Source organism: Paracraurococcus lichenis (assembly GCF_030657435.1).
GTDB lineage: Bacteria > Pseudomonadota > Alphaproteobacteria > Acetobacterales > Acetobacteraceae > Paracraurococcus > Paracraurococcus lichenis.
In genome coordinates this window covers 46,318-72,690 of record NZ_JAUTWS010000017.1, presented here as the reverse complement: position 1 = coordinate 72,690, position 26,373 = coordinate 46,318, and the positions used below count along the sequence as shown (strand labels likewise).

At 72.4% G+C, this 26,373-nt stretch carries 28 protein-coding genes; 14 read left to right on the top strand and 14 right to left on the bottom strand.

Features of this window, described 5'->3' with window-relative positions; genetic code table 11:
- Window positions 1–11 precede the first annotated feature (11 nt).
- Genes Q7A36_RS18535 through Q7A36_RS18525 form a run of 3 tightly spaced genes read right to left on the bottom strand, consistent with a single transcriptional unit; the run spans window position 12 to window position 3,036 of the window.
- Window positions 12–899 (bottom strand): ABC transporter permease, encoded by an 888-nt coding sequence (locus Q7A36_RS18535; protein ID WP_305105222.1) that lies wholly within the window; start codon window positions 897–899, stop codon window positions 12–14.
- Window positions 896–1,918, bottom strand: a complete 1,023-nt coding sequence (locus Q7A36_RS18530) for an extracellular solute-binding protein (RefSeq protein ID WP_305105221.1) — start codon at window positions 1,916–1,918, stop codon at window positions 896–898. The genes Q7A36_RS18535 and Q7A36_RS18530 overlap by 4 nt, the downstream gene beginning before the upstream one ends.
- Window positions 1,919–1,920: 2 nt before the next feature.
- Window positions 1,921–3,036 (bottom strand): ABC transporter ATP-binding protein, encoded by a 1,116-nt coding sequence (locus Q7A36_RS18525; RefSeq protein WP_305105220.1) that lies wholly within the window; start codon window positions 3,034–3,036, stop codon window positions 1,921–1,923.
- A gap of 174 nt (window positions 3,037–3,210) precedes the next feature.
- Between Q7A36_RS18525 and Q7A36_RS18520 the strand changes: the two genes are divergently transcribed.
- The 8 genes from Q7A36_RS18520 to Q7A36_RS18485 are packed head-to-tail and all read left to right on the top strand — an operon-like array spanning window position 3,211 to window position 8,804.
- Window positions 3,211–4,056, top strand: coding sequence for an urease accessory protein UreD (locus tag Q7A36_RS18520; protein ID WP_305105219.1), 846 nt, complete (start codon window positions 3,211–3,213; stop codon window positions 4,054–4,056).
- A gap of 42 nt (window positions 4,057–4,098) precedes the next feature.
- Entirely contained in the window at window positions 4,099–4,401 is a 303-nt protein-coding gene (locus Q7A36_RS18515) for an urease subunit gamma (RefSeq protein WP_305105218.1), read from the top strand.
- Complete coding sequence (locus Q7A36_RS18510) at window positions 4,398–4,703, top strand: urease subunit beta (RefSeq protein WP_305105217.1); 306 nt, start codon at window positions 4,398–4,400, stop codon at window positions 4,701–4,703. The genes Q7A36_RS18515 and Q7A36_RS18510 overlap by 4 nt, the downstream gene beginning before the upstream one ends.
- Window positions 4,703–6,415: an urease subunit alpha gene (gene ureC, locus Q7A36_RS18505; protein WP_305105216.1), complete on the top strand. Its 1,713-nt coding sequence runs from the start codon at window positions 4,703–4,705 to the stop codon at window positions 6,413–6,415. Before Q7A36_RS18510 ends, ureC begins: the two co-directional genes overlap by 1 nt.
- Window positions 6,415–6,957 (top strand): urease accessory protein UreE, encoded by a 543-nt coding sequence (gene ureE, locus Q7A36_RS18500; protein WP_305105215.1) that lies wholly within the window; start codon window positions 6,415–6,417, stop codon window positions 6,955–6,957. Before ureC ends, ureE begins: the two co-directional genes overlap by 1 nt.
- Window positions 6,854–7,633: an urease accessory protein UreF gene (locus Q7A36_RS18495; protein ID WP_456306813.1), complete on the top strand. Its 780-nt coding sequence runs from the start codon at window positions 6,854–6,856 to the stop codon at window positions 7,631–7,633. Before ureE ends, Q7A36_RS18495 begins: the two co-directional genes overlap by 104 nt.
- On the top strand, window positions 7,630–8,277 hold the full coding sequence (ureG, locus tag Q7A36_RS18490) for an urease accessory protein UreG (protein WP_305105214.1): 648 nt from the start codon (window positions 7,630–7,632) through the stop codon (window positions 8,275–8,277). Before Q7A36_RS18495 ends, ureG begins: the two co-directional genes overlap by 4 nt.
- Window positions 8,277–8,804, top strand: a complete 528-nt coding sequence (locus Q7A36_RS18485; RefSeq protein ID WP_305105213.1) for a HupE/UreJ family protein — start codon at window positions 8,277–8,279, stop codon at window positions 8,802–8,804. Before ureG ends, Q7A36_RS18485 begins: the two co-directional genes overlap by 1 nt.
- Window positions 8,805–8,843: 39 nt before the next feature.
- Here the strand turns inward: Q7A36_RS18485 and cynS are convergent, their stop codons facing one another.
- The 9 genes from cynS to Q7A36_RS18440 form a co-directional block, all read right to left on the bottom strand.
- Complete coding sequence (gene cynS, locus Q7A36_RS18480) at window positions 8,844–9,326, bottom strand: cyanase (RefSeq protein WP_305105212.1); 483 nt, start codon at window positions 9,324–9,326, stop codon at window positions 8,844–8,846.
- Window positions 9,327–9,354: 28 nt separating this feature from the next.
- Window positions 9,355–10,230, bottom strand: a complete 876-nt coding sequence (locus tag Q7A36_RS18475; RefSeq protein ID WP_305105211.1) for an ABC transporter ATP-binding protein — start codon at window positions 10,228–10,230, stop codon at window positions 9,355–9,357.
- Window positions 10,218–11,066: a nitrate ABC transporter permease gene (gene ntrB, locus Q7A36_RS18470; RefSeq protein ID WP_305105210.1), complete on the bottom strand. Its 849-nt coding sequence runs from the start codon at window positions 11,064–11,066 to the stop codon at window positions 10,218–10,220. The genes Q7A36_RS18475 and ntrB overlap by 13 nt, the downstream gene beginning before the upstream one ends.
- A gap of 4 nt (window positions 11,067–11,070) precedes the next feature.
- Complete coding sequence (locus Q7A36_RS18465) at window positions 11,071–12,432, bottom strand: CmpA/NrtA family ABC transporter substrate-binding protein (protein WP_305105209.1); 1,362 nt, start codon at window positions 12,430–12,432, stop codon at window positions 11,071–11,073.
- Window positions 12,433–12,621: 189 nt separating this feature from the next.
- A complete protein-coding gene (locus Q7A36_RS18460; protein WP_305105208.1) occupies window positions 12,622–13,053 on the bottom strand; it encodes an acyl-CoA thioesterase in 432 nt (143 codons plus the stop codon).
- A gap of 66 nt (window positions 13,054–13,119) precedes the next feature.
- Window positions 13,120–13,827 carry a ribonuclease activity regulator RraA gene (locus tag Q7A36_RS18455; RefSeq protein WP_305105207.1) on the bottom strand — a complete coding sequence of 236 codons (708 nt, stop codon included), beginning with the start codon at window positions 13,825–13,827 and terminating at the stop codon, window positions 13,120–13,122.
- A 69-nt stretch (window positions 13,828–13,896) separates the two neighbouring features.
- The gene (locus Q7A36_RS18450; protein WP_305105206.1) at window positions 13,897–14,400 is read right to left on the bottom strand and encodes a gluconokinase; all 504 of its coding nucleotides are present in this window, start codon (window positions 14,398–14,400) and stop codon (window positions 13,897–13,899) included.
- A complete protein-coding gene (gnd, locus tag Q7A36_RS18445; RefSeq protein ID WP_305105205.1) occupies window positions 14,397–15,374 on the bottom strand; it encodes a phosphogluconate dehydrogenase (NAD(+)-dependent, decarboxylating) in 978 nt (325 codons plus the stop codon). Before gnd ends, Q7A36_RS18450 begins: the two co-directional genes overlap by 4 nt.
- Before the next feature lie 159 nt (window positions 15,375–15,533).
- Window positions 15,534–18,467: an FAD-dependent oxidoreductase gene (locus Q7A36_RS18440; protein ID WP_305105204.1), complete on the bottom strand. Its 2,934-nt coding sequence runs from the start codon at window positions 18,465–18,467 to the stop codon at window positions 15,534–15,536.
- Between Q7A36_RS18440 and dapA the strand changes: the two genes are divergently transcribed.
- The 6 genes from dapA (at window position 18,466) to Q7A36_RS18410 (ending at window position 25,753) form a co-directional block, all read left to right on the top strand.
- On the top strand, window positions 18,466–19,374 hold the full coding sequence (gene dapA / locus Q7A36_RS18435; RefSeq protein ID WP_305105203.1) for a 4-hydroxy-tetrahydrodipicolinate synthase: 909 nt from the start codon (window positions 18,466–18,468) through the stop codon (window positions 19,372–19,374). The two genes, Q7A36_RS18440 and dapA, sit on opposite strands and share 2 nt — an antisense overlap.
- 18 nt (window positions 19,375–19,392) lie before the next feature.
- Window positions 19,393–20,220: an ABC transporter substrate-binding protein gene (locus tag Q7A36_RS18430; protein ID WP_305105202.1), complete on the top strand. Its 828-nt coding sequence runs from the start codon at window positions 19,393–19,395 to the stop codon at window positions 20,218–20,220.
- A 9-nt stretch (window positions 20,221–20,229) separates the two neighbouring features.
- Complete coding sequence (locus tag Q7A36_RS18425) at window positions 20,230–20,919, top strand: amino acid ABC transporter permease (RefSeq protein ID WP_305105201.1); 690 nt, start codon at window positions 20,230–20,232, stop codon at window positions 20,917–20,919.
- A gap of 79 nt (window positions 20,920–20,998) precedes the next feature.
- Window positions 20,999–22,399 (top strand): xanthine dehydrogenase small subunit, encoded by a 1,401-nt coding sequence (locus Q7A36_RS18420; RefSeq protein WP_305105200.1) that lies wholly within the window; start codon window positions 20,999–21,001, stop codon window positions 22,397–22,399.
- The gene (gene xdhB, locus Q7A36_RS18415) at window positions 22,396–24,735 is read left to right on the top strand and encodes a xanthine dehydrogenase molybdopterin binding subunit (protein WP_305105199.1); all 2,340 of its coding nucleotides are present in this window, start codon (window positions 22,396–22,398) and stop codon (window positions 24,733–24,735) included. Before Q7A36_RS18420 ends, xdhB begins: the two co-directional genes overlap by 4 nt.
- Before the next feature lie 52 nt (window positions 24,736–24,787).
- Complete coding sequence (locus tag Q7A36_RS18410; RefSeq protein WP_305105198.1) at window positions 24,788–25,753, top strand: Bug family tripartite tricarboxylate transporter substrate binding protein; 966 nt, start codon at window positions 24,788–24,790, stop codon at window positions 25,751–25,753.
- A gap of 3 nt (window positions 25,754–25,756) precedes the next feature.
- Here Q7A36_RS18410 and Q7A36_RS18405 read toward each other — a convergent pair whose 3' ends face one another.
- Complete coding sequence (locus Q7A36_RS18405; protein WP_305105197.1) at window positions 25,757–25,942, bottom strand: hypothetical protein; 186 nt, start codon at window positions 25,940–25,942, stop codon at window positions 25,757–25,759.
- Window positions 25,943–26,062: 120 nt separating this feature from the next.
- Entirely contained in the window at window positions 26,063–26,368 is a 306-nt protein-coding gene (locus tag Q7A36_RS18400; RefSeq protein ID WP_305105196.1) for a hypothetical protein, read from the bottom strand.
- Window positions 26,369–26,373: the final 5 nt, after the last annotated feature.

Here is a 26,373-nt window from a genome sequence, read left to right as displayed (position 1 = left end):
CCGTCCCCCCATCAAGGTCCCGCGCGGCCGGCCGCGACCCGCCCGGCCATGGCGATCACCGCCAGCACCGCCGAGACCGAGAGCAGCAGCGCGATGGCAATGGTGGCGGCGAAGGGCCAATGCGCCGCGATCATGGCCTGCTGCCAGATCATGGCGGGCAGGTAGACCAGCCGCCCGCCGCCGATGACGGACTGGCTGATGAAGGCGGTGGTGGCCGAGGCGAAGACCAGCAGGCAGCCGGCGGCGAGGCCGGGCGCCGCCAGCGGCAGGATCACCCGGACCAGCGTCCGCCATGGCGAGGCGCCGAGCGAGGCGCTGGCATCCATCAGGTTCGGGTCGATCCGCGACATGACGGAGAGCAGCGGCAGCAGCAGCAGGGGCATTTCGATCTGCGTCAGCGAGATCACCAGACCCAGCTCGGTCTGCAACAGCCGCAGCGGCTCGGCCGCGAGGCCGAGGCCGAGGACGAGCTGGTTCACCACCCCCTCCCGCCCCAGGATGACGATCCAGGCGAAGGTGCGGACGACGACGCTGGTCAGCAGCGGCATGACCACGACGAAGAGCAGCACGCGCTGCCAGGCCGGCGAGGCCGCGCGGTAGACCAACGCGAGCGGGAAGCCGAGCAGGACCGTGGCGATGACCGCCTTGAGGCCGAGCAGCAGCGTGTCGGCAATGACCTTCCAGTGGAAGGCATCGAAGAGGAAGCGCCGCCACTGGTCGAGGCCGAGGCGCGTCATCCGCTCGTCGGCGTAGAAGGAGACGGCGATGAGCATGACGAGCGGCGCGACGAAGAAGGCGGCATAGGCGAGGCCGAGCGGCGCGGCCAGACCCCAGGGCGACAGGACGGGCGCGGCGGCCCCGCGGGCGCGGGGCGCCGGCAGGGCCGCCGCGCTGCTCACTTCGCCATCTCGCGGTTGAAGCGCTCGATCCACTGCGCCCGGAGCGGATTGATCTTGCTCCAGTCATGCGTGACGAATGTCGACATCTCGTCCAGGCTCTTCATCGGCAGGTCCTTGCCGAGCGCGACCTCCTTGTTCACCGGGATGAAATTGTAGGGCGGCTTCTGCAGCGCGTCCTGCACGCCCTTGCTGACCACCGTGTCGATGTACTTGTAGGCCGCGTCCATGTTCTCGCAGCCCTTGGCGATGTGGAGTGTGGTGAGGAAGGTGGTCGCGCCCGTCTCCGGCACCGCGAATTCGATGTCGACGCCGCGGTCCTTCAGCGTCGTCACCGTCTGGGTATTGGTATAGGTGATGTCGCACTGGCCCTGCTGCAGCAGGCCGGGCAGGGCGGCGGGCGTGCTGACGGCGGCGATCTTGGGGAGGACCTTCTTCAGCTCGACCAGCGCCGGCTCCACATTCGTCTCGCTGCCGCCGAAGACCTTGGCGATCTCGATCAGGCTGACGGTGCCGAAGGTCGTGCCGAAGCCGGTGATGCCGAGGCGCGAGACCCAGGGCTCCTTGAACAGGTCGGCATAGCCCTTGGGCTTGGGCAGCTTCTTCGGGTTGTAGGCGATGCCCACCACCTGCGCATTGCAGCCGATGCCCCAGTCGTCGATCAGCATGGCCGGGATGGCGGCGCGGTTCGACAGCTTCGAGGCATCGAACTTCTCGAACATGCCGCGCTCGGCCGCCGTCGCGCGCGGGCCGGGGTCGAGGACGAAGCAGTCGAAGGGCGGCGCGCCGCGGCTGGCGGCGAACTTGGCCACCTGATCCACCGCGAAGAGCGCCTGCATCTCGAGCTCGATCCCGTGCGCCTTCAGCAGCGCCGGCGCGACCAGGTCGCGGAAGGCATCCTCCCAGGCGCCGGGATAGATGGCGGCGGTGACGCTGCCGCCCTTCTGGGCGCGCGCGACCGCGGGCATGGCCAAGGCGGCGGCGCCGGCCAGCAGGGCGCGGCGGCTGATGGGCAGGGACATGCTCAGTCCTCCTCGGACGGGGGCTTGGGGAAGAGGGCAGGGCGCGCCCCGGGCGCGAGGGCGCAGAAGGCGCGCCCGCCGAGGTCGCGGATGGCGCCGAGCCGCGGCTCGGTCAGGCGGAGCGGCGTGCCGTCGGGGAGCCTCGCCTCCCGGATGGTCTGGCCGCCGAGCGGCAGGGCGAGGCCGAGTTCGACCGGGAAGGCGTCCGGCCCCGCCTCGTCCCGCAGCACGAGCTGTTCCGGTCGCACCGTCAGCAGCGCCGGGCCGGGCGGGGCCTCGGCGGGCACCGCCAGCGCCGTGCCGTCGGGCAGGCGGACCGTGGCCATGCCATCCGCCGTGCCCTCCACCGTGCAGGGCAGCCGGTTGGTGGTGCCGATGAAGCCCGCGACGAAGAGCGTCTCCGGCCGCTCATAGACGTCCACCGGCGTGCCGAGCTGCTCGATCCGGCCGCGCCGCATGACGGCGATTCGGTCGGCGACGCTCATCGCCTCGTCCTGGTCATGGGTGACGAGGATGGCGGTGAGACCCAATTGCCGCTGCAGCCGCTTGATCTCGATCTGCATGTCGAGGCGGAGCGAGCGGTCGAGGGCGGCGAAGGGCTCGTCCAGCAGCAGGATGCTGGGCTCGATCGCCAGCGCCCGGGCGAGGGCCACGCGCTGCTGCTGCCCGCCCGAGAGCTGCCGCGGCAGCCGGTCCCGCATCGGGCCGAGCTGCACCATCTCCAGCAGTTCGGTGACGCGCGGGGCGATGCGCGCCCGGGCCTCGCCGCGCGCCTTCAGCCCGTAGGCGACATTCTCGGCGACGCTCATATGCGGGAAGAGCGCGTAGTTCTGGAAGACGATGCCGACGCGCCGCCGGTTGGGCGGCAGGTCGTCGATGGAGGTACCGTCGATCAGCACTTGGCCGCTGTTCTGCCGCACGAAGCCCGCGACGCTGCGCAGCAGGGTGGTCTTGCCGCAGCCGGAGGGGCCGAGCAGCGCCAGCACCTCCCCGGCGCGGACGGAGAGGTCCACGTCGTCGAGCGCGGTGAAGGCGCCATAGCGCACGCCGAGGCCGAGCACGTCGAGCGTGTGGCCGCGCAGCGCGGCCTCGGCATCGGGGGGCGGGCGGTGCAGCACTTGCGTCTCCGGATTGCATGCGGGATTACGCAACCCCCATGCCATGCACGGAAGGGTGCCGGGTGCCGCCCGCGACCCGCGCGCGGCATGGCCATTTCCGCGCCACCCTGCCCGCGGTTGGGGCAGGCGACGGGGTGGTTCCGCCATCGCGCGCCGCGTGGCATGGTCCGCGCGATGCCGCGCGACACGCCCACCCTGCCAGGCCGCCACCAGCGCGCCGATGGCGCCTTCGACCTGGTCTTCGGCCTGTCGCCGCGCGGAACCGTTCTGCGCCATCTCTACCAGCAAGCGCCGCTGCGCATCCTCTTCCCGAAGCCGGAGCCGGCCGAGCCGCCGACGGCGGCGCTGCTGAACTGCGCCGGCGGCCTCGCCGGCGGCGATTCGCTGCGCCAGGCGGTGCGGCTGGAGACGGGGGCGCAGGCCACGCTCTCCACCGCCGCGGCGGAGAAGCTCTACCGCAGCCTCGGCCCGGAGACGCGGATCGAGAGCCGGATCGTGCTGGAGCCGGGCGCGCGGCTGGAATGGATCCCGCAGGAGACCATCCTCTTCGATGGCGCCCGCCTCGACCGGCGCATGCGCGCCGACCTCGCGCCCGGCGCGGTGCTGCTGGCCGCCGAGACGCTGGTCTTCGGCCGTGCCGCACGGGGCGAGCGGATGACGCAGGGCCTGCTGCGCGACCGCTGGCGGCTGCACGGGCCGTCGGGGCTGCTCTGGGCGGATGCGCTGGCGCTGGAGGGCGACCTGGCCGCGCTGCTCGCCGCGCCCTTTGGCTTCGCCGGCGCCGAGGCGCTGGGCACGCTGCTGCTGGCGGGCGGCGAGGCGGAGGCAGGGCGCGACCTGCTGCGGTCCTTGCCGGAGGTAGCGCCCGGCGCCTGCACCATCCCCCGCCCCGGCCTGCTGCTGGCGCGCTGGCTGGGCCCTGCGGCCGCGGTGCGGCAGGCGGTCGGCGCCGCCATCGTCGCGCTGCGCGCGGCGCAACTCGACCTGCCAGCGCGGCTGCCGCGGCTCTGGACGAGTTGAGGTGCCGCGGACCATGATCGCGCGAGAGAGGTTTGCCCGCCCATGAACCTGACGCCCCGCGAGAAGGACAAGCTGCTGATCGCCATGGCCGCCCAGGTGGCGCGCCGGCGGCTGGAACGCGGCGTGAAGCTGAACCACCCGGAAGCGGTGGCGCTCATCACCGATTTCGTGGTGGAGGGCGCGCGGGACGGCCGCAGCGTGGCGGAGCTGATGCGCGACGGCGCGACGGTGCTGACGCGGGACCAGGTGATGGAGGGCATCCCTGAGATGATTCACGAGATCCAGGTGGAGGCGACCTTCCCCGACGGCACCAAGCTCGTCACCGTGCACGAGCCGATCCGGTGATCCCCGGCGAGCTGTTCCCCGCGTCCGGGGAGATCGAGCTGAACGCCGGCGCCGACAGCCTGGAGCTTGAGGTGGCGAATGCGGGCGACCGTCCGGTGCAGGTCGGCAGCCACTACCACTTCGCCGAGACCAACCCGGAACTCCGCTTCGACCGCGCGGCGGCCAAGGGCCGGCGGCTCGACATCGCCGCCGGCACCGCGGTGCGGTTCGAGCCGGGGCAGACGCGCAGCGTGCGCCTCATTCCCTTTGCCGGCGCGCGCATCGTGCACGGCTTCCGCGGCGAGACGGAAGGACAGGTCTGATGCCCGCACGCCTCTCCCGCGCCGCCTATGCCGGCATGTACGGCCCGACCACCGGCGACCGTGTGCGCCTGGCGGATACCGACCTAATCATCGAGGTGGAGAAGGATTTTTGTACCTACGGCGAGGAGGTCAAGTTCGGCGGGGGTAAGGTCATCAGGGATGGGATGGGCCAGTCCCAGGTGACCCGCGCCGGCGGCGCCGTGGACACCGTCATCACCAATGCCCTGATCCTCGATCACTGGGGGATCGTGAAGGCGGATATCGGCATCCGGGACGGCCGCATCGCCGCCATCGGCAAGGCCGGCAATCCCGACACCCAGCCGGGCGTCACCATCGTCATCGGCCCGGGGACGGAGGTGATCGCCGGCGAGGGGCGGATCCTTACGGCCGGCGGGCTCGACGTGCATATCCACTTCATCTGCCCGCAGCAGGTGGAGGAGGCGCTGGCCTCCGGTGTGACGACCATGTTCGGCGGCGGCACCGGGCCCGCGCATGGCACGCTGGCGACGACGGTGACGCCCGGGCCCTGGCACATGGCCCGCATGCTGCAGGCGGCCGAGGGGCTGCCGGTCAATCTCGGCTTCCTCGGCAAGGGCAATGTCGCGCTGCCCGCGGGAATCGAGGAAGTGATCCTGGCCGGCGCCTGCGGCCTGAAGCTGCACGAGGACTGGGGCACCACGCCGAAGGCGATCGACACCTGCCTGAGCGTCGCCGATGCGCTCGACGTGCAGGTCGCGATCCACACGGACACGCTGAACGAGAGCGGCTTCGTCGAGAGCACCATCGCCGCCATCAAGGGCCGCACGATCCAGGCCTTCCACACGGAAGGGGCGGGCGGCGGCCACGCCCCGGACATCCTCCGCGTGGTCGGCGAGCCGAACTTCCTGCCGAGCAGCACCAACCCGACCATGCCCTACACGGTGAACACCGTGGACGAGCATCTCGACATGCTGATGGTCTGCCATCACCTCGACCCCCGGATCCCCGAGGACGTGGCCTTCGCCGAGAGCCGCATCCGCCGCGAGACCATCGCCGCCGAGGACATCCTGCACGACTTCGGCGCCATCAGCATGATGTCCTCGGACAGCCAGGCCATGGGCCGGGTCGGCGAGGTCATCATCCGGACCTGGCAGACCGCGCACAAGATGAAGCAGCAGCGCGGCCGCCTGGCGGAGGAGACGGGCGACAACGACAACTACCGCGTCCGCCGCTACGTCGCGAAATACACGATCAACCCGGCCATCGCGCAGGGCATCTCGGCGCATGTCGGCAGCGTGGAGGTGGGCAAGCTCGCCGACCTCGTGCTCTGGTCCCCCGCCTTCTTCGGGGTGAAGCCGGACCTGGTGCTGAAATGCGGCTCCATCGCCATGGCGCCGATGGGCGACCCCAATGCCTCCATCCCGACGCCGCAGCCGATCCACTACCGGCCGATGTTCGCGGGCTTCGGCCGGGCGCTGCAGGCCAGCAGCGTGACCTTCGTCTCCAAGGCCGCGCTCGGCCACGGCATCGGCGACCGGCTCGGGCTGCAGAAGCAATTGCTGGCGGTGGAGAACACGCGGGCGGGGATCGGCAAGCGCGACATGGTCCTCAACGACGCCCTGCCGAAGATCGAGGTCGATCCCGAGACCTATGAGGTCCGCGCCGACGGCCAGTTGCTGGTCTGCGAACCGGCCAAGGTGCTGCCCATGGCGCAGAGGTATTTCCTGTTCTGATGACCGACGAACCGCTCCCCCGCGCCACCCAGGTCCTGCGCAAGGGCAATTGGGTGGAGCGCACCGCGAAGCACAGCGTCACCCTCGACTTCGACGACCGCTTCCGCCGCCGCAAACGCCATGTCGCCGAGAGCGGCTTCGCCTTCCTCCTCGACCTCGAGGAGGCAACCGCCCTGCGGGACGGCGACGGGCTGCTGCTGGAGCAGGGCGGCGTCGTCCTGGTGCGCGCGGCGCCGGAACCGCTGGTGGAGGTGCGCGCCGCGACGCCGGGGCACCTGCTGCGCCTCGCCTGGCATCTCGGCAACCGCCATTTGCCGACGGAGATCCAGCCCGACCGGCTGCTGATCCGCGACGACCACGTCATTGCAGCCATGCTGCAGGGGCTGGGCGCGGAATTGCGCAAGGTGGACGCGCCCTTCAATCCGGAAGGCGGCGCCTATGGCGAGCACAACCGCCAGCCGGGGCACCGGCACGGCCACCATCATCACCACGATCACGACCACTGCGACCACGACCATGGCGATGGCCACCACCATCACTGAGGGCGCGGCGCTCTACCGCCTGCTGGCCTGGCTGTCGCCCGCCTATCCCGTCGGCGCCTATACCTACAGCCACGGGCTGGAGACGGCGGTGGAGGACGGCCGCGTGACCGACCGCGCCGATCTGGTGGCCTATGTCTCGACCGTGCTGCGCGCCGGCGCCGGCCGGGTGGATGGCGCGCTGCTCGCCGCCGTCTGGCGCGCGGCCGAGGCCGGGGAGGATGCCGCGCTGGACGAGGCCGCCCTGCTCGCCGCCGCCTGGCGCGGCACGGCGGAGACGGCGCTCGAGACCATGGCGCAGGGCACGGCTTTCACCGCCGTCACGCAATCCGCCTGGCCCGATGCGCGCTTCGCCGCCTTTGCCGCGCGCCATCCGCGGGCGCTGGCGCATCCCGTCGCCTTCGGCGCCGCGGCGGGGTTCCAGGGCATCCCGCTGCGCTCGGCGCTGCAGGGCTGGCTGGCGGCCTTCGCCGCCAACCTGGTCTCGGCCGGTGTCCGTCTCGTCCCGCTCGGCCAGACCGACGGGCAGATCGCCACGGCGGCGCTGCACCCGGTGGTGGAGGCCGCGGCCGAGGCTGCCCTGGCCGCCGATCTAGACACCATCGGCACCGCCGCCCCCATGCTGGACCTGCTCTCGATGCGACACGAGACGCAATACACGAGGCTCTTCCGATCATGAGCATGTCTTCCGCTGCGCGTTCCGCGCGAGGCCCCTTCCGCGTCGGCATCGGCGGCCCCGTCGGGTCCGGCAAGACGGCGCTGACCGAGCGGCTCTGCCGCCATCTCCGCGACACGCACGACATCGCGGTCATCACCAACGACATCTATACCAAGGAGGACGCGGAATTCCTGACGCGCGCCGGCGCGCTCGACCCGTCCCGCATCGCCGGCGTCGAGACCGGCGGCTGCCCGCACACCGCCATCCGCGAGGACGCGTCGATCAACCTCGCGGCCGTCCATGACATGGCGCAAAGATTCCCCGGACTCGAGGTGCTATTCATCGAGAGCGGCGGCGACAACCTGGCCGCGACCTTCAGCCCGGAACTCGCGGACCTGACCATCTACGTCATCGACGTCTCGGCCGGCGACAAGATCCCGCGCAAGGGCGGGCCCGGCATCACCCGCAGCGACCTGCTGGCGATCAACAAGATCGACCTCGCGCCGCTGGTCGGCGCCGACCTCTCGGTCATGGACCGGGATGCCCGCAGGATGCGCGGCGCGCGCCCCTTCATCTTCACCAACCTGAAGGAAGACAAGGGCGTGGCCGAGATTGCCGATTTCATCCTGCAACAGGGCGGAATCGCCCCGAGGAGAGCTGCCTGATGACCCGCTTCGCCCTTCCCGCCGCGGCGCTGCTGCTGCCCGCGACCGCCTTCGCCCATCCAGGACACCTCGAGCATGCCGGCTTCCTCGCCGGCCTGCTGCATCCGGTCTCCGGCCTGGACCACCTGCTGGCGATGGTCATGGTCGGGCTCTGGGCCGGGCTGCTGGGCGGCGCGGCGCGCCTCGCGCTGCCGGGCGCCTTCCTTGCGGCCATGCTGGCGGGCTTCGGCCTTGCCGCCGCGGGCCTCGTGCTGCCGGGCGTGGAGGCGGGCATCCTCGCCTCCGTCGTGGTGCTCGCGGCTTTCGCGCTGCTCGCGGTGCGCGTGCCGGTCGCGGCCGCGGCGGGGCTGGTGGCGCTGGCCGGGCTGTTCCACGGCCATGCGCATGGGACGGAGATGCTGGGCGGCGTCGCGCCCTATGCCGCGGGCTTCCTGCTGGCGACCGCGGCGTTGCATGCGGCCGGCCTGGCGCTGGCGGCGCCTCTCGCGCGGCACCTCGGCACGCGCCTTGCCGCCCGCACGGCCTGAGCCGAACCGGGGCGCGGCCCGTGCCGCGCCCCGATCCGCCTATTCCTCCTTGAAGCCGTAAGCCGGGATGCCCTGCTCCGCCCCATAGTACTTGTAGGGCAGGAATTTGCCGGTCATCTCGATCTTCACCCGGTCGCCTTTCTCGTGCGCCATGCGCTCGAACTGGAAGTCGAAGTCGATGGCGGACATGATGCCGTCGCCGAACTCCTCCTCGATCAGCGCCTTCCAGGCGGGTCCATTGACCATCACCATCTCGTAGAAGCGGTAGAGCAGCGGGTCGGTCGGCGGCATGGGCGTGCCGCGATAGGGCACCTCGTTCAGCATCCGCTCCTCGACCTCCGACAGGCCGAACAGCGCTGCGGCCTTCTTCGCCAGCGGCTTGACCAGCTTCATCTGGCCGAGCAGCGCGCCGACGATCAGCGTGTCGGAGACGCCGCCGATCTCGGCGCAGATCTGCTTCCAGGTCCACCCCTTCTCGCGCTTGATGTCGAGGATCTTCTCCGTCAGTTGGGCGCGGGTCATCGTGTCGGCTCTCCCTCTCTGCTTGGCGTCACTGCGCCGCGACGGGCAGCGGCGCCTCGGCCGGCCGGACCTCCGGCGGCGATGTCGGGTCCCAGCCCGGCGGCCGCGTGCCGGCGAGCGTGCGGCTGCGCGTCAGCAGGAATTCCAGGATGTGGTCGCGCAGGGCGTGGTAGCCCGGCAGCTTGTGCAGGGTCGCGCGGTTCCGCGGTTTTGCCAGTGTGTTCACCACGGTTTCGGCGATCCTGGCGTCGGGCCCGTTCGTCATCAGCAGGATGCGGTCGGCCAGCAGGATCGCCTCGTCCACGTCATGGGTGATCATGAAGGCGGTCTGATTGGCCTCGGCGACCAGCCGCGCCACCTCGTCCTGCAGCGCGCTGCGCGTCAGCGCATCCAGCGCGCTGAAGGGCTCGTCCATCAGCAGCATCTTGGGGTCGAGCGCCAGCGCGCGGGCGATGCCGACGCGCTGCTTCATGCCGCCCGAGAGCATGGCGGGCCGGCGGTCGGCCGCCTGGCCGAGCCCGACCTTGTCCAGCGCCTCGCGCGCGGCGTCCCGCAGCCGCGCCTTGCCCCATCGGGGATGGCGGCAGGAGAGGGCGAACACGACGTTCTGCTCCGCCGTCATCCAGGGCATCAGCGCATGCCCCTGGAAGATGACGGCGCGGTCGAGCGAGGGACCGCGGATCTCCTGCCCGTCCACGATGACGCCGCCGGCATCCGGCGCGTCGAGCCCGGCCAGGATGTTCAGCACGGTCGTCTTGCCGCAGCCGGAATGCCCGACGAGGCAGACGAACTCCCCGCGGTTCACACCGAACCAGAGGTCGCGGAAGACGACATGGCCGGGATAGGCGCGCGTCACGCCCTCGACCGAGACATAGGGGTGCTGCATGGCGCTCAGTCCTGCCATGCCACCAGCCGCGCGACGGCGCCGAGCAGCCGGTCCAGCAGCAGCCCGACGATCCCGATCAGCAGGATGGCGATGACGATGTCACTCAGCGACAGGTTGTTCCACTGGTTCCAGACCCAGTAGCCGATGCCCGTGCCGCCGACGAGCATCTCCGCCGCCACGATCACCAGCCAGGCGATGCCGATGGAAATCCGCGCTCCGGTCAGGATGGTGGGCGCCGCCGCCGGCAGGATGACGCGGAAGGCGGTCTTCAGCGTGCCCGCCTCCAGCGTGCGCGCCACGTTCAGCCATTCCCGCCGCACCGACTGCACGCCGAAGGCGGTGTTCAGCAGCATCGGCCAGATCGAGCAGATGAAGATGACGAAGATGGCGGAGATCGCGCTGTCCTTGATGGTGAAGAGCGCGAGCGGCATCCAGGCGAGCGGGCTCACCGGCCGCAGCACCTGGATGAAGGGATTGAGCGCGCCCGAGAGCAGCGGCGACATGCCGATGAGGAAGCCGAGCGGGATGGCGACCAGCGCCGCCAGGCCGAAGCCGGCCGCGACGCGGAGCAGGCTATGGGCCAGCTGCACGCCGATGCCCTGGTCGTTGGCGCCGCGGATGTAGAAGGGATCGCGCAGCAGCTCCCAGAGCCGGGCGGCGATCTCGGAGGGCCGGGGGAAGGGCGTCTGCCCGCCCTGCGCCGCGGCCTGGCCGAGCAGCGCGGCATATTCCGGGTCCACCGCCGCCCCCGTCCCGCCGCCGCGGCCGGCGGCGAGCTCCCAGGCGCCCAGGAGTAGCGCCAGCAGGACGACCGAGAGCAGCGCCTGCTGCCAGGCGGGAACCGCGCGCTGCATGGCGTCAGGCGCCGCGGATCGCGCGCTCGGTCCAGGGCGCCGGGTCCGCGGGATCGAAGCTCCGGCCCATGATCGTCTCGACCCGCATCGTGCTGCCGGGCACCGGCAGGCCGAGCTCCTGCATGGCGCGGCCGGCATCGAGCGCGAGGAAGACCTGCTGCGCCACCTGCGCATAGTCGAGGTCGCGCTGCACCTGACCCCAGCGGCGCATCTGCGTCATGATCCAGATCGCCATGGAATGCCAGGGGAAGGGGTCGAAGCCGATGCGCGCCGGATCCCGCCGGACCTGGCCGAGGCCGTCGGCGAAGGTGCCGGTCAGCACCTGCGCCACCACCGTCTCCGGCTGGTTCAGGTAGTTCTGCGCGCTGATCGCGGTCGCCACCTCCCGCCGGTTCTCGGGCTTCGCGGCATAGGCGGTCGCCTCCACGATCGCCCGCAGCAGCGCGCCGAAGGTGTTCGGCGCCTCGGCGATCATGCTGCGCGGCACGGCGAAGGCGCAGCAGGGATGGCCGTCCCACAGCTCCTTCGTCAGGAGGTGGATGAAGCCGACGCCATCGAAGACGGCGCGCTGGTTGAAGGGATCGGGGCCGAGGAAGCCGTCGATGTTGTCGGCGCGGAGATTGGCGACCATCTCGGGCGGCGGCACCGCGCGGATCTGCACGTCGCGGTCCGGGTCCACCCCGTTCTCCGCGAGGTAGTGGCGCAGCAGGTAGTTGTGCATGGAGAAGTCGAAGGGCACGGCGAAGCGGAAGCCCTTCCACTGCTTCGGGTCGCGCCTGTCCTTGTGCTTGTTGGCCAGGGTGATGGCCTGGCCGTTGATGTTCTCGACTGCCGCCACCGCCCAGGGGATCGGCTGCGCCACCCCGATGCCGAGCGACATCGCCGCCGGCATCGGCGCCAGCATATGGGCGGCGTCGTATTCGCGGGCGATGGCCTTGTCGCGGGTCACCGCCCAGCCGGCGGTGCGGATCACCTCCACGCTCAGCCCGTGGCGCGCATAGAAGCCCATGGGATGCGCCATGATGATCGGCGTGGCGCAGGTGATGGGGATGAAGCCGATCTTGAGGTCCTTCTTCTCCGGCGCGCCGGCCGCCTGGGCCATGGCCTCCCGCGCAGCCCCGAGCGGGAAGACCTGGGAGAGGGCGCCGGCCAGGGCCGCGGCGCCGAAGCGCGCGAGCAGGCCGCGGCGGGTCGCGTCATCGGGGAAGACGGCGCGGAAGACCGCCTGCTCCGCCGCCTCGCCGAAGGCGCCGGTGCCGTCGGCCGGCGGCGGCGCGTCGCAGGCCGGCCCGCCATGCTCCCGGCCGCAGGCGCAGGCCCCGAGGCGTGCATCGGGGTCGAGCGGATCGGCGAAGAGGCGTGGCACGGTGGCGTCTCCCGGCAGGGCAAGGCGAAGCGGGATGGCAATGGGCGTGCCAGGGGCGAGGGCGTGAGGGACCGGTCGGTGCGGACGGGATATGCGCGTGCGCCGCGCAGCCCTGCCTGACAGGCAGGCAGGCACGCCAGCCGGAGACGGCGCCGGGGGCGTCGGCGCATTCCGGGGCGGGGAGGAGCCTCAGCCCTCGCGGGGTGCCAGCGCCGTGAAGCCGGCGAGCAGCGCCTCCGGCAATTCGGTGGGTTGCCGCGTCTCCCGGTCCAGCATGACCATCACGGCGCGGGAGGTGGCGAAGCAGGCGCCGTCCAGATACAGCCCCTGCTCCACCGTGATGCTGGTCCGGCCGATCCGCGCGACGGCGGTGCCGATGCGGACGCGGCCGGGATAGTGGATCTCCCTGAGATAGTCGATCTCGACCCGGGCGACCGCCATGCGCACCGGCCGCGCCTCGGGCGGGCCAGCGACCTCGTGCATCACCTCCGCCCGCCCGGCCTCGCAGAAGACGCCGATGGCGCCGTTGTTGATGTGGCCGTTCTGGTCGGTGTCGGCGATGCGCAGCTTCTCCTCGGTCCAGAAGGGGAAGCGCGCGGCCGCGGGCGGGGGTGGTGCCAAGGGAGTCTCCTTTGGCGGTCCGATTCAGACCTTCGCGCCCTGCGGCGCTGCGGTCATCGGACCGCGCTACCGGCCCTTCTCGGCCTCGTAGCGCGCCTTGTTCTCGGCATTCGGCGGGTAGAGGCCGGGCAGCCTCTCGCCCTGCTCGACCTTGGAGACGATCCAGGCCTCCAGCCGCTCCTGCTCCTGCCCGCCCTGCACGACATCGTCGAGGAAGGCCTTTGGGATGCAGACCGCGCCGTCGTCGTCCACCACGATGATGTCGTCCGGGAAGACCGCGACGCCGCCGCAGCCGATCGGCTCCTGCCAGCCGACGAAGGTGAGGCCGGCGACCGAGGGCGGCGCCGCGCCGCCGCGGCACCAGACCGGCATGTTGGTGCCGACCACGCCGGCGACATCGCGCACGCAGCCATCCGTCACCAGCGCGGTGACGCCGCGCTTCATCAGCCGGGCGCAGAGGATATCGCCGAAGATGCCGGCATCGGTCACGCCCATGGCATCGGCGACGGCGATGACGCCCTCCGGCATGTCCTCGATGGCGGCGCGGGTGGAGCGGGGCGAGGACCAGGATTCGGGCGTCGCCAGGTCCTCGCGTGCCGGGACGAAGCGCAGCGTGAAGGCCGGGCCCACCATCCGCTTGCCCTTGGCCGTCGGCGTGAAGGGCTGCGGCCCGCGCATCCAGATGTTGCGCAGGCCCTTCTTCAGCAGCAGCGTGGTGATGGTGGCGGTGGAGATGGTCTCCAGCGTGGCCTTCGCGGCGGGGTCGAGGGGCATCGGGCGCGTCTTCCCAGGATTGGTCCTGGATCCAGCCTTACCCCCGGACCGCCGGGCGGGCCAGGGGGCCTACCGGGCGTCCAGCAGCCGCAGCGCCCGCGCCACGATCTCCTCCGGCGGCGGCGCGACGGAGAGGGTGATCGCCCCTTCCTCCTCGTCCGGCAGTTCCAGCGTGGCGAACTGGCTGGCCATCAGGCTTGCCGGCATGAAATGGCCCGGCCGCGCCGCCTGCCGTGCCCCGATCAAGTTCGGGTCGCCCGAGAGATGCAGCAGCCGCAGCGCCGGGCGGCCGGCGCGCAGCCGGTCGCGGTAGGCGCGCTTGAGGGCGGAGCAGGTGACGATGCCGCCCTCGCCGGCCATCCGCCGCGCATCCACCCAGGCGCCGATCGCGTCCAGCCAGGGCCAGCGGTCCTCGTCGGTCAGCGGCTCGCCGCGGCTCATCTTGGCGATGTTGGCCGCGGGGTGGAAGGAATCGGCATCGGCGAAGGCGACGCCCAGGCGCTCGGCGAGCAGGGTGCCGACCGTGCTCTTGCCGGCACCCGAGACGCCCATCACGAGAACAAGGTGGCTCACTTCTTCTTCGGCTCCAGATGCCCGCCGAAGCCCTTGCGCTGGGCGGAGAGGACCTTGCCGGAGAAGCGCCTGCTGTCCCGGCTGGCGAAGCGGGCATAGAGCGCGGCGGAGAGGACAGGCGCCGAGACGGCCGTCTCCACCGCCGCCTGCACGGTCCAGCGGCCCTCGCCGCTGTCGGAGACATGGCCGGAGAAATCCTCGAGCTCCGGGTCCTGCGCCAGCGCCTGCGCCGTCAGGTCGAGCAGCCAGGAAGCGACGACGCTGCCGCGGCGCCAGGTCTCGGTGATATCGCCGAGATTGAGCGTGAGGCGATGCTCCTCCGGCAGTTCCGGACTGTCGGCATGCTTGAGGATGTCGAGCCCCTCGGCGAAAGCCTGCATCATCCCGTACTCGATGCCGTTATGGACCATCTTCACGAAATGGCCCGCGCCGTTCGGTCCCGCATGGACATAGCCCTGCTCGGCCCGCGGGTCGCCGGCGAAGCCGGGGGTGGGCGGCGCGGCCGGCTTGCCGGGGACGAGGGCGGCGAAGATCGGGTCGAGGCGGCGGACCACCGCCTCCTCCCCGCCGATCATCAGGGAATAGCCGCGCTTGAGGCCCCAGACGCCGCCCGAGGTGCCGATATCGAGGAAATGCAGCCCCTTCGCCCGCAGCGCGGCGCCGCGGCGGACGGCGTCCTTCCAGAAGCTGTTGCCGCCGTCGATCAGCACGTCGCCGGGGGAGAGCAGGGCGGCGATGGTCTGGATCGCCTCCTCGGTCGCCGCACCCGCGGGCAGCATGATCCAGATGGCGCGCGGCGCCTCGAGCGCCGCGACCATGGCGGGCAGGTCGGCGACCGCCTGCGCGCCCTCGGCTGCCAGGGCCTCCCGCGCCGCCGCGTCGCGGTCGAAGGCGACGCAGTGGTGCCCCGCCTGCAGCAGCCGCCGGACGATGTTGCCGCCCATGCGGCCCAGGCCGACCATGCCGAGTTGCATTGTTTGTGCCCCTGCTCCGTGTTGTCTTGGCCAAGCAAGGTTGGGGAGGGAAAAGTATTCCCTCCCCAAGCCCCACCCTTCCTTTCTGGGAGTCAAAAAGAAACTCACAAAAATAGATGAGGGGCTTGGGGAGAATACCTTCTCCCCAACCTTTTCCGTCTACCCGAACCGTTCCAGGCCGAATTCCCGCGGCACCGCCGCCCGCCCCAGCACCGCATCCGCCGTCATCCGGCCGGCGATGGGGGCCAGGGTGTAGCCGTTGCTGGTGACGGCATGGAAGAGGCCCGGCAGGCCCGGCGTGCCGCCGAGCAGCGGCGCCCGGTCCACCTCCACCGCCAGGCCCGTCCAGGCGCGGATGGCATGCAGGCCGGCGAGGGCCGGGACGACCCGGCCGGCGACCCAGAGATTGCCCTCGATCGACCGCCGCAGGTTGCGCGGCGAGCCGCGGTCATCCAGCCGCCCGGGCCAGCCGCCGCCGACCAGCAGGTGGCCGCCATCCCCCTGCTTGAGCGAGAGGTGCCGGCCGGCATGCGCGACCAGGTGGCGCATGCTGGGGCCCGCGGCCTCGGTGGCGATCACCTGCTGCACCGCGCCCTGCACCGGGATCTCGACCCCCAGCATCCGGGCGACGCGGCCGGCGAAGGCGCCGGCGCAGTTGACGACCTTGCCCGCCCGGATCGGGCCGCCCGCCGTCTGCACGACGAAGCCCGTGCCCTCGCGCGCGATGGCCTGCACCTCCACCCCCTGCTGCAGCCGCGCCCCGGCGCGCAGCGCCAGCCGCCGCAGCGCATGGGTGCCGCGCAGCGGGTCGATCTGCCCCTCGCCCGGCGCGAAGCAGGCGCCGAGGAAGCCGGGCCCGAGATAGGGGGCGAGGCTGTAGAGCTCGTTGGCGCCGAGCAGGTGGCTCTCCACCCCTTTGGCCCGCTCCACCGCCACCTTGGCGCGGGCCCAGGCGAACTGGCGCTCGGTCTCGGCCAGCATCAGCCCGCCTTCGGTGCGGATGCCTAAGGACTCGCCGGCCTCGGCGGCGACCTCCCGCCACAGCGCGATGCTGCGTGGGCCAAGCGGCAGGCGGTCGATGGCCGGGCCGCGGTCGCTCTCCCCGTCGAAGTCGTAGGTGAGGAGCTGGACATGCAGGCTGCCGGCATTGGCGGTGCTGGCGGCCATGCCGGCCTCGCCGCGCTCCGCCACCAGGACGTCCGCGCCCTCCCGCGCCAGGTACATCGCGGTGGCGAGGCCGAGCGCGCCGCCGCCGATGACCAGCACCTCGCACTCTGCCGGCGGCGCCGCGTCGGCGCGTCCGGCCCAGGTGTTGAAGGCCGGGGCGGAGATGGGCGACCAGTCCGCCGCCGCCTCCGGCAGTTCGAGCATCAGCGCCGCGGCCGGTACCGGCTTCACCGGGGCGCGGGGGTGGGCGAAGCCGGCTTCCTCCGTCGCGCCGCAGAGCCGCGCGACGGTCGCGCCGCACATCCGCCCCTGGCAGCGGCCCATGCCGGCCCGCGTCGCCTTCTTCAACGCGCCGAGGCTCGCCAGCCCCTCTGCCTGCGCGGCGCGCAGCGCGCCGGCCGTCACCTCCTCGCAGCGGCAGATGACGGTGTGGTCGGGGATGGCAGCGATATCGAAGGGCGGCGCGGCGAACAGCGTCCAGAGCGCCGCCTGGAAATCCAGCGCCCGGCGCAGGGCGCCGCGGGCGGCCGGGTCCTCGGGCGCCGCCAGCCCCAGGTCGCGCGCCGCGGCGAGGCCGGCGAGGCGGCCGCGGGCCAGCGCCACCCGCGCCCCGCCGATCGCCGCGCCGTCGCCCACCGCGAAGACCGTGCCGAGCGAGGTGCGGCCCGCCTCGTCCGCCACCGTCTCCAGCCGGCCGAGGCCCTGGTCCAGGAAGCGGTGCTCGGCGCCGAGCGCCCGGGCGAGGCCCGTTTCCGGCTGGAAGCCGCAATTAAGCGCGCAGGCATCGGCCTCGATTCGCTGCTCGCCCGCTGGTGTCGAGAGGCGCAGCGCCCGGAACCGCCCTTCGCCCTCGGCCTCCAGCGGCTGGCTGCCCCAGAGGACCGGCACGCCCGCCGCACGCAGCTTGCGCAGGTAGAAAAACCCGTCCCAGGCCAGGTCCGGCGCCGCCCGCAGCAGCGCCGCCGCCTGACGCCATTGCGCGAGGCCCGGGCGCGGCGCCGCCTCGGCCACCGCCGCCACCTGCACGCCGCCATCCAGCAATTCGCAGGCAAGCTGCAGGTTCAGCGGGCCGTTGCCGGCGATCACCACCCGCTCCCCGGGCGAGACGCGGTTGGCGCGCGCCAGCGTCTGCAGCGCGCCCGTGGTCATGACGCCGGGCAGGGTCCAGTCGGGGATCGGCACCGGGCCTTCGTGCGCGCCGGCGGCCAGCACCAGGCGGCGCGGGCGGAAGGTGACGGCGGTGTCGCCGATGAGGGCACCAAGTTCCTCCGGCGCGAAGGCGCCCCAGAGCGTGGCGCCGGTCAGGATCTCGGCGCCTGCCTCGAAGGCCGCCTGCCGCAGCGCCTCGCCCTGGCGGAATTGCCGGTCGGGCGCGGCATGGCGGTGGCTGGCGGCGAGCGGCTTCAGGTATTGCCCGCCCGGCTCGCCCCGCTCGTCCAGCACCACAACGCGGGCGCCGGCCCGCGCTGCCGCCTCGGCCGCCGCCAGCCCCGCCGGTCCGGCGCCGACCACCAGGACGTCGCATTCCCGCTCCGCGATCGCCTCCGGCACCGGGGCGAGCGGCGCCGGCGCGGCGGGCGGCGCGCTCTCCACCACCATCCCGTCCCGCGCCTTCACCAGGCAGGCGCGCTGGCCGGGCTTGCCGTCCACCGTGACGATGCAGTCGAAGCAGGCGCCCATGCCGCACCAGAGGCCGCGGGGCGTGCCTTTCTCCGTCCGGCGGAAGGCCAGGATCCCGGCGGCGGCGAGGGCGGCGGCCAGCGTCTCGCCCGGCAGCGCCTCCACCATCTCGCCGTCGAAGCTGAGGCAGGCCGGCGCCACGGCCCGCGCGATGTCGGGATGGCAGAGCCGCACGCCCTTGCCGCGGGGGAGGGGATCGGGAAGAGTCGCATCCATCGCGTGCAGCATGACCGGGGCCGGCAGCATGAAAAAGCCCTTCCGCGGGACCTATACCGTCCTCGTCACCCCCTTCACCGCCGATGGCGGCGCGGTGGACCTGAAGGCGCTGGAGCGCCTGGTGGAGTTCCAGATCGCCGAGGGCATCGACGGCCTCATCCCGCTGGGATCCACCGGGGAGTTCCTGTCCTGCTCGCGCGAGGAGAAGACCGCCATCGCCGAGACGGTGATCAGGACCGCGGCCGGCCGCGTCCCCGTGCTGATCGGCACCGGCGCCGAGGACACGCGGGAGGTGGTGGCGCTGAGCCGCGAGGCCGAAGCGCTCGGCGCGGACGGCGTGATGATCATCCCGCCCTTCTACAGCGTGCCGACCGAGGACGAGCTCTACCACCACTACAAGACCGTGGCGGACGCCATCGGCATCCCCATCATGGTCTACAACAACCCGGCGACGGCGAATGTGGACATGGGGCCGCAGGTCCTGGCGCGGCTCTCCACCATCCCGAACTGCCGTTACGTGAAGGAGAGCACGCTGGAGGTGACGCGGGTGCGCGACATCGTCGCCGCCTGCGGCGACCGGATGGAGGTCTTCGCGGGCGTGCTGGGCTATGAGAGCGCCTGGCTGGGTGCGATCGGCTGGGTGGCGGTGTGCAGCAATGTCGTCCCGCGCCTGTCGCGCGACATGTTCGCCGCGGCGGCCTTCGAGGCGGACCGCGCCAAGGCGCTGCCGCTCTATCGCCGTCTCGCGCCGCTGCTGCCCTGGGTGGGCGGGCCTCGCTACGTCTCCGGCACCAAGGCGGCCTTCCGGCTGATGGGCATGGATATGGGCCCGCCGCGCCCGCCCCGCCTGCCGCTGCCCGAGGCCGATCTGCCCGCCCTGGCGCGGGTCTTGCAGGACATCAGCGTGCTGCCCGCCGCCCGCGCCGCGGCCGAATAGAGGGGATTCCGGGGGACCATGCTTCGCCGCCTGCTGATCGGCGCCGCGCTCGCGGCGGCCGCCATGCCCGTATCCATGTCCTCCTGGGCGCAGACCTGCGCCCCGCGCGTCCCGGATGCCGAGCTGGTGAAGCCGCGCACCCTCACCCTCTCCACCAACCCGACCCTGCCGCCCATGCAGTTCGTCGATGCGCAGGGCACACTCCGCGGCATGCGGGTGGAGCTGGGCACCGAGATCGCCCGGCGCCTCTGCCTCACGCCCGAGCATATCAGGGTCGAATTCGCGGCGATGATCCCGGGCCTGGCGGCGCGCCGCTGGGACATGATCAACACCGGCATGTTCTACACCGAGGAGCGCGCCAAGCTGATGCAGCTCGTCCGCTACGAGGAGCAGGCGATCAGCGTCAGCGTCCCACGCGGCAACCCGAAGGGCATCGCGGGCATCGCCGATCTCGCCGGCCTGACCGTCGGCGTGGAGCAGGGCGGCTTCGAGTTCCGCCGCACCCAGGACATCGCCAAGGAACTGGAATCGAAGGGGCTGAAGCCCATCACCATCCGGCCCTTCGACAATTTCGCCGTCTCCTTCCAGGCGCTGCGCGTCGGGCAACTCGACGCCGCCATCTCCATCGACAGCACGGCCAAGGAATACGACGACCGCGGCGAGTTCACCCGCGCCGTCAGCGGCCTCTACGGCACGCCGATCAATTTCGGCTTCCGCAGCAAGGTGCTGGCCCAGGCGGTGGCGCAGGTACTGACGGAGATGAAGAACGACGGCAGCTTCCCCGCGCTGCTCGACAAGTACGGCGTGAAGCCCTTCGACGGGCCCTTCGAGGTGGTGGGACCGTAACCCCAACCCATGCAGGCCTGGCGCTGGGACGGGTTCCTCGACTACCTCTTCAATGCCTATCTGCTGGAAGGCGCGGCGATCTCGGTCGGGCTGACCGTGGGGTCGCTGCTCTGCGGCCTGGCGATCGGTGTCGGCATCGCCGTGCTGCGGCTGTCCGGCAACCGCATCCTCGCCGGCCTCGCCGCCTTCTATTGCTGGATCTTCCGCGGCACGCCGCTGCTGGTGCAGCTCCTCGTCATCTATACCGGCCTGCCGCTCTTCGGCATCCGCTTCTCGGTCTGGGAGGCGGCGCTGATCGGCCTCTCCCTGAACGAGGCGGCCTACCTGTCGGAGATCGTGCGCGCCGGCATCCTCTCGGTGCCGGGCGGCCAGCGGGAGGCGGCGCTGGCGCTCGGCCTGCATCGCGGGCAGGTCTTCCGCCTGGTGACCTGGCCGCAGGCGCTGCGCGTGGTCATCCCGCCGCTCGGCAACAGCGTGAACGGCCTGCTCAAGACCACCTCGGTCGCCAGCGTCATCAGCGTCGACGAACTGCTGCGGCGGACGCAGATCCTGATCCAGGAGCGCTTCCTGGTGCTGGAGCTCTTCGCGGTCGCGGCGCTCTACTACCTCGTCCTGACCACGCTCTGGGACCTGGTCCAGCGGCGGCTGGAGGCGCGCTTCGGCCGCGGCCATGCGACTGAGGCGGCGGACCGGCGGTAGCGGGGGCGCCACCCGCTGCCGTTGTGCAACCCGCGCAAGGTTCATCCGGCGCTGGCGCGGCGCTTGCTAGTCTTCCCGCATGGCCGATTGCATCACCCTCGTGCTGAACGGTTCGCCGGTCACCCTGCCGCCCGGCACCTCGCCCACCATGACGCTGCTGGACTGGCTGCGCGGCCCCGCCGGCCTCACCGGCACCAAGGAAGGCTGCGCGGAGGGCGATTGCGGCGCCTGCACCGTGGTGCTGGAGGGGGCCGACGGCACGCGCGCACCGATCAATGCCTGCCTCGCCATGCTCGGGCAGGTGCATGGCCTGGCCGTGCGCACCGTGGAGGGGCTGCGCGGCGCCGAGGGCGGCCCGCATCCGGTGCAGCGCCTGCTGGCCGAGAGCGACGCGACGCAATGCGGCTTCTGCACCCCCGGCATCACCATGTCCGCCTGGGCGCATGCGCGGCAGGGTGGCCCAGGGGGGAGCAGCGTGCATGAGGCGCTGGCGGGCAATCTCTGCCGCTGCACCGGCTATCGCCCGATCATCGAGGCCTTCTCGAGGTTGCAGGACGACGGGGCCGCGCCGCCCGCGCTGCCCGCGCCGGCGAGCGCGGTCTTCGAGGCGCCGGGCCAGGTCTTCTTCCGCCCCGCCGGCCTGCAGGACCTCCTGGCCCTGCGCGCGGCGAACCCCGGCGCCCTGTTGCTCGCCGGCGGCACCGATCTCGGCCTGCTGGCCAGCGAGCACCGCCAGCGCCCGCCAGCGGTGATCGGCCTGCTCGGCGTGCCGGAACTGCAGGCGCTCTCCGCCGATGCGGCGGGCCTGACCATCGGCGCGGCGGTGCCCTATGCCCGGCTGCTGCCGCTGCTGGACGGCCCGCTCGCACCGCTCGGCGCCATGCTGACGCGGCTCGGCTCCCGCCAGATCCGCGCGCTCGGCAGCATCGGCGGCAATCTCGGCACCGCCTCGCCGATCGGGGACATGCTGCCGCCCCTGCTCGCCCTCGGCGCGACGCTGCGCATCGCCTCGCTGCGCGGGGAACGGGATTCGGGCGTCGAGGACTTCCTGCTGGGCTACCGCAAGACCACGCTGGCGCCGGACGAGGTGATCCTCTCCATCCGCCTGCCGCGCCCGCCGGAGGGCGCGGTGCTGGCCTGCGAGAAGGTCAGCAAGCGCCATGACCAGGACATCTCGGCCGTCTCCGGCGCCTTCCTGGTCCGGGTCGAGGCCGGCCGCATCGCCGAGGCGCGGCTCGCCTTCGGCGGCATGGGCCCGATGGCGGCGCGCGCCCGCGCGGCGGAGGCGATGCTGACCCGCGCGCTGATGGCGCCGGCCAGCTTCGCCGATGCGGCGGACGAGCTGGCGAAGGATTTTGCGCCGCTCTCGGATTGGCGCGGCAGCGCCGCCTATCGCCTCGCGGCGGCGCAGGGGCTGCTGCGGCGGCTCTACTGGCGCGTCGCGCGGCCCGACCTGCCGGCGGAGGTGCACGCGCTGTGAACCATCTCCCCTCCCCCGGCGCCGCGGATCCCGGCGCAGCGCAGGACGGCGCCGAGCTTCGCGGCGTGACGCAGCCGCAGGGCATGGGCGCCGCGCTGCGGCACGACAGCGCCCTCAAGCATGCGACCGGCGAGGCGCGCTTCCTCGACGACCTGGCGGAGCCGCCCGGCCTGCTGCACGCCGCGCTCGCGCTCTCGCCGGTCGCGCATGGCCGCCTCCTCGCGCTCGATCCCGCGCCGGCGCGGGCGGTGCCGGGCGTGGTCGGCGTCCTGCTGCCCGCCGATATCCCCGGGCGCAACGACATCGCCGCCGCCGGCGCCAACGAGGCAATGCTGGCCGAGGAGCTGGTCGAGTTCGCCGGCCAGCCGCTGGCCATCGTCGTCGGCACCACGCGCGACGCCGCCATCGCCGGCGCCGCCGCGCTGCGGCCGGAGATCGCGCCGCTGCCGCCGGTCCTGACGGTGGAGGAGGCGATCGCGCGCGAGGCCTGGGTGCTGCCGCCCCAGGCCATCACCCGCGGCGATGCCGCCGCCGCCCTGGCCGCGGCGCCGCAGCGCCTCTCCGGCGAGTTCCGCGCCGGCGGGCAGGAGCATTTCTACCTCGAGGGCCAGATCGCCATGGCGGTGCCGGGCGAGGATGGCGACCTGCAGGTCCATTCCTCCACCCAGCACCCGACCGAGGTGCAGCACGTCGTCGCCCGCGTGCTGGGCTGCGACTACAACCGCGTCATGGTCTCGACCCGCCGCATGGGCGGCGGCTTCGGCGGCAAGGAGAGCAATGCGAGCTGGGTCGCGGCCGCCGCGGCGGTGGCGGCCCGCAAGCTCGGCCGGCCGGTGAAGCTGCGGCTCTCGCGCAAGGCGGACATCGCCGCGACGGGCAAGCGCCACCCCTTCTTCTACCGCTGGACCGCGGGCTTCGACGCCACCGGCCGCATCCTGGCGCTGGACGCGATCATGGCGGCCGATGCCGGCCACAGCCTCGACATGACCGGCGGCGTCATCTTCCGCGCCGTCACCCATGCGCTGAACTGCTGCGACGTGCCGGCCCTCTCGGTCCGCGCGCTCGCCTGCAAGACCAATACCGTCAGCAACACCGCCTTCCGCGGCTTCGGCGGCCCGCAGGGCGCGCTGCTGATGGAGGATGTGGTGCACCGCGTGGCGAGGGCGGCCGGCCTGCCGCCCGAGCAGGTGCGCGAGCGCAATTTCGCCGGCGGCGGCAATGGCAGCGAGACGCCCTATGGCCAGGAGATCGAGGGCGACCTGATCCGCCGCGTCTGGGCGGAGGCGAAGCAGGACAGCGGCTGGGAGGCGCGGCGCCTCGAGGTCGCCGCCTTCAATGCGCAGCACCCCACTCTGCGGCGTGGCCTCGGCAGCATGGTGCTGGCCTTCGGCATCTCCTTCGGCCAGATGCACATGAACCAGGCGGGCGCGCTGGTGCATGTCTATACCGACGGCTCGATCCGCCTGAACCATGGCGGGACGGAGATGGGCCAGGGCCTCTTCATCAAGGTCGCCCAGGTCGTTGCCAGCGTCTTCGGCGTGGAGGTCGAGCGGATCGGCATCACTGCGACCAGCACGGCGGAGGTGCCCAATACCTCCCCGACCGCCGCCAGCACCGGCAGCGACCTGAACGGCTGGGCGGCGCATGCCGCGGCGAGCGCGATCCGCACCCGCATGGCCGAGGTCGCGGCGGAGGAATGGGGCGTCGCGCCTGCCGAGATCGAGTTCGCCGAGGGCATGGTCCGCGGCGGCGGCAATCGCGCCATGAGCTTCGGCGAACTGGCGAAGCTCGCCTACATGAAGCGCGTCTCGCTCTCCGCGACGGGCTTCTACCGGACGCCCGACATCCACTGGGACCGCGTGGCCATGCGCGGCAAGCCCTTCTTCTACTTCTCCTACGGGGCCGCGGTGGCGGAGGTCGCGGTCGATACCCTGACCGGCGAGCATCGCTGCCTCGGCGCCTGGCTGGTGCAGGATTGCGGCCGCAGCCTCAATCCGGCGGTCGATCGCGGCCAAGTCGAGGGTGCCTTCGTCCAGGGCATGGGCTGGCTGACCTGCGAGGAGCTCTGGTGGGATGCCGAGGGACGTCTCCGCACCCTCGGCCCCGCCACCTACAAGATCCCCGGCAGCCGCGACGTGCCGCCGGTGCTGCAGACCCGCCTGCTGGAGGGCGCGCCGGCGCGCGCCGAGACCATCTTCCGCTCCAAGGCGGTGGGCGAGCCGCCGCTGCTGCTGGCGACCGCGGTCTGGAACGCGCTGAAGGATGCGATCGGCACCGACCGGCTGGACGCGCCGGCGACGCCGGAGCGGGTGCTGGCGGCGATCCGCGGGCGGTAGCGGCCGCCACCTGCCGGTGCCACCATGGCCGCAAGGCCATGGGAGGACCGACATGCCCATCACGCGCCGGGCCGCGCTGGCCGGGTCCCTTGCCGCGCCCATCCTCGCGCGGGCGGAGGACGGCTTCCCGAACCGCCCCGTCCGCCTCGTCGTGCCCTACAGCGCCGGCGGCATCGCCGATACCGTCGCGCGCATCGTCCAGCCGAAGGTCGCCGAGCATCTCGGCCAGTCGCTGATCGTCGAGAACCGCACCGGCGCCTCCGGCGCCCTCGGCGCCGCCCTCGTCGCGCAATCGCCGCCCGATGGCTACAGCATCGTGATGGAGGGCGCGACGGCGATCACCTCGCCGCTTGCCAACCGCTCCCTGCCGCTGGACTACGACAGCCTGGTGCCCTTCGCCCAGCTCACCAGCGCCCCCTATGTGCTGGGCATGCGGTCGGGCTTCCCGGCGGACGACCTGCGCGGCTTCCTCGAGCAGGCGCGGCAGCGCCCCGGCGCGGTCACCTTCGGCACGCCGGGCGTGGCGCATATCGGCCATCTGATGGGCGAGTTGATGCAGGCCATGGCCGGGGCGAAGATGGAGCACATCCCCTATCGCGGCGGCGCGGATGCGGCGCGCGACCTGGCCGCGGGGCGGATCGACAGCGTCTTCATCAGCGAGAGCAGCCTGCGCCCGGTGCTGGAGAGCGGGAAGGCGCGCGCCATCGGCGTCACCGGTGCCCGGCGCCGCCCCGGCCTGCCGGAGGCGCCGGCGATCGGCGAGGTGCTGCCGGGCTACGAGCTCTCCACCTGGATCCTGCTGTTCCTGCCCGCGGGAACGCCGGCGGCGGTGCAGGATCGCCTGGCTGCCGCCATGCGGCACGCGGTGATGGATCCCGGCACGCGGGCACGCCTGCAGCAGACCGGCAGCGACCCGGTCTGGGCCTCGCCGGCCGAGGCGCGGGCACTCTTTGCCCGCGACAAGGCGCTGATCGCCCGGCTGATGCGCGAGGCCGGGCTGGTCGCAACCGGCGGCTGAGGCTCAGCTTCCCTTGTCGCCGCCGCGGCTGCCGGGCGGCCGGTCGAGCGGCGCCACGCCGCCGGCGCCGGGCGTATAGGGATTCTGCACCTGCGGCAGGCCCCGCGTTTCGCTCGGTCCCGGCGCGGGGCGGGACTCACAGGCCACGAGCGCCGTGGCGGCGATTAGGGACAGCAGGGCAATGCGCATGGGAAAACTCCGGACGACATGAACCATGGAAAGAACAGGCGCAGAGCCGCCACAACGATATCCGGAGCGGCTGGCCGTCGCGTGAACGCCTCGCCGCCCCGGAGTTCCCGCCAGTGGCCTTCACTCCCGCGGCAGGCTCGGCGTATCGGCGCTGCCGCGGCCGGTCGCCTTGTCGTCCGTCTGGCCCGCGGCCTGGGGGCCGCTGTCGTCGGGCTTGTCCTGCTTCACGCCGATATTCACCGGCCCCGAGGGCGCGGCGGCATCGGTGCGGTTCACGCCCTGCTCGCGGTCATGCTGCGGGTACTGCGCCTCCGGCCGCTTGTCGCGGGGCCGCGCCTTGGCGCCGGCGCCGGAGGAGACGGTGTTCTCGTAGTCCTCCCCCGGGTTCTTCGACTGGTCGGGGCGCATCACGGGATCGGTGGACATCGGCT

Excerpts from the sequence above, each read along its gene's own strand:
- Q7A36_RS18400 (WP_305105196.1), bottom strand. The coding sequence starts at position 26,368 with ATGTCCACCGATCCCGTGATGCGCCCCGACCAGTCGAAGAACCCGGGG.
- Q7A36_RS18495 (WP_456306813.1), top strand. The coding sequence starts at position 6,854 with ATGGCGAGCACAACCGCCAGCCGGGGCACCGGCACGGCCACCATCATC.
- ureE (WP_305105215.1), top strand. The coding sequence starts at position 6,415 with ATGACCGACGAACCGCTCCCCCGCGCCACCCAGGTCCTGCGCAAGGGC.
- Q7A36_RS18455 (WP_305105207.1), bottom strand. The coding sequence starts at position 13,827 with ATGCCCCTCGACCCCGCCGCGAAGGCCACGCTGGAGACCATCTCCACC.
- Q7A36_RS18410 (WP_305105198.1), top strand. The coding sequence starts at position 24,788 with ATGCCCATCACGCGCCGGGCCGCGCTGGCCGGGTCCCTTGCCGCGCCC.
- ntrB (WP_305105210.1), bottom strand. The coding sequence starts at position 11,066 with ATGCAGCGCGCGGTTCCCGCCTGGCAGCAGGCGCTGCTCTCGGTCGTC.
- ureC (WP_305105216.1), top strand. The coding sequence starts at position 4,703 with ATGCCCGCACGCCTCTCCCGCGCCGCCTATGCCGGCATGTACGGCCCG.
- Q7A36_RS18515 (WP_305105218.1), top strand. The coding sequence starts at position 4,099 with ATGAACCTGACGCCCCGCGAGAAGGACAAGCTGCTGATCGCCATGGCC.
- Q7A36_RS18530 (WP_305105221.1), bottom strand. The coding sequence starts at position 1,918 with ATGTCCCTGCCCATCAGCCGCCGCGCCCTGCTGGCCGGCGCCGCCGCC.
- gnd (WP_305105205.1), bottom strand. The coding sequence starts at position 15,374 with ATGCAACTCGGCATGGTCGGCCTGGGCCGCATGGGCGGCAACATCGTC.
- Q7A36_RS18425 (WP_305105201.1), top strand. The coding sequence starts at position 20,230 with ATGCAGGCCTGGCGCTGGGACGGGTTCCTCGACTACCTCTTCAATGCC.
- Q7A36_RS18420 (WP_305105200.1), top strand. The coding sequence starts at position 20,999 with ATGGCCGATTGCATCACCCTCGTGCTGAACGGTTCGCCGGTCACCCTG.
- Q7A36_RS18485 (WP_305105213.1), top strand. The coding sequence starts at position 8,277 with ATGACCCGCTTCGCCCTTCCCGCCGCGGCGCTGCTGCTGCCCGCGACC.
- Q7A36_RS18405 (WP_305105197.1), bottom strand. The coding sequence starts at position 25,942 with ATGCGCATTGCCCTGCTGTCCCTAATCGCCGCCACGGCGCTCGTGGCC.
- dapA (WP_305105203.1), top strand. The coding sequence starts at position 18,466 with ATGAAAAAGCCCTTCCGCGGGACCTATACCGTCCTCGTCACCCCCTTC.
- Q7A36_RS18475 (WP_305105211.1), bottom strand. The coding sequence starts at position 10,230 with ATGGCAGGACTGAGCGCCATGCAGCACCCCTATGTCTCGGTCGAGGGC.
- Q7A36_RS18440 (WP_305105204.1), bottom strand. The coding sequence starts at position 18,467 with ATGCTGCCGGCCCCGGTCATGCTGCACGCGATGGATGCGACTCTTCCC.
- Q7A36_RS18430 (WP_305105202.1), top strand. The coding sequence starts at position 19,393 with ATGCTTCGCCGCCTGCTGATCGGCGCCGCGCTCGCGGCGGCCGCCATG.
- Q7A36_RS18520 (WP_305105219.1), top strand. The coding sequence starts at position 3,211 with ATGCCGCGCGACACGCCCACCCTGCCAGGCCGCCACCAGCGCGCCGAT.
- ureG (WP_305105214.1), top strand. The coding sequence starts at position 7,630 with ATGAGCATGTCTTCCGCTGCGCGTTCCGCGCGAGGCCCCTTCCGCGTC.
- cynS (WP_305105212.1), bottom strand. The coding sequence starts at position 9,326 with ATGACCCGCGCCCAACTGACGGAGAAGATCCTCGACATCAAGCGCGAG.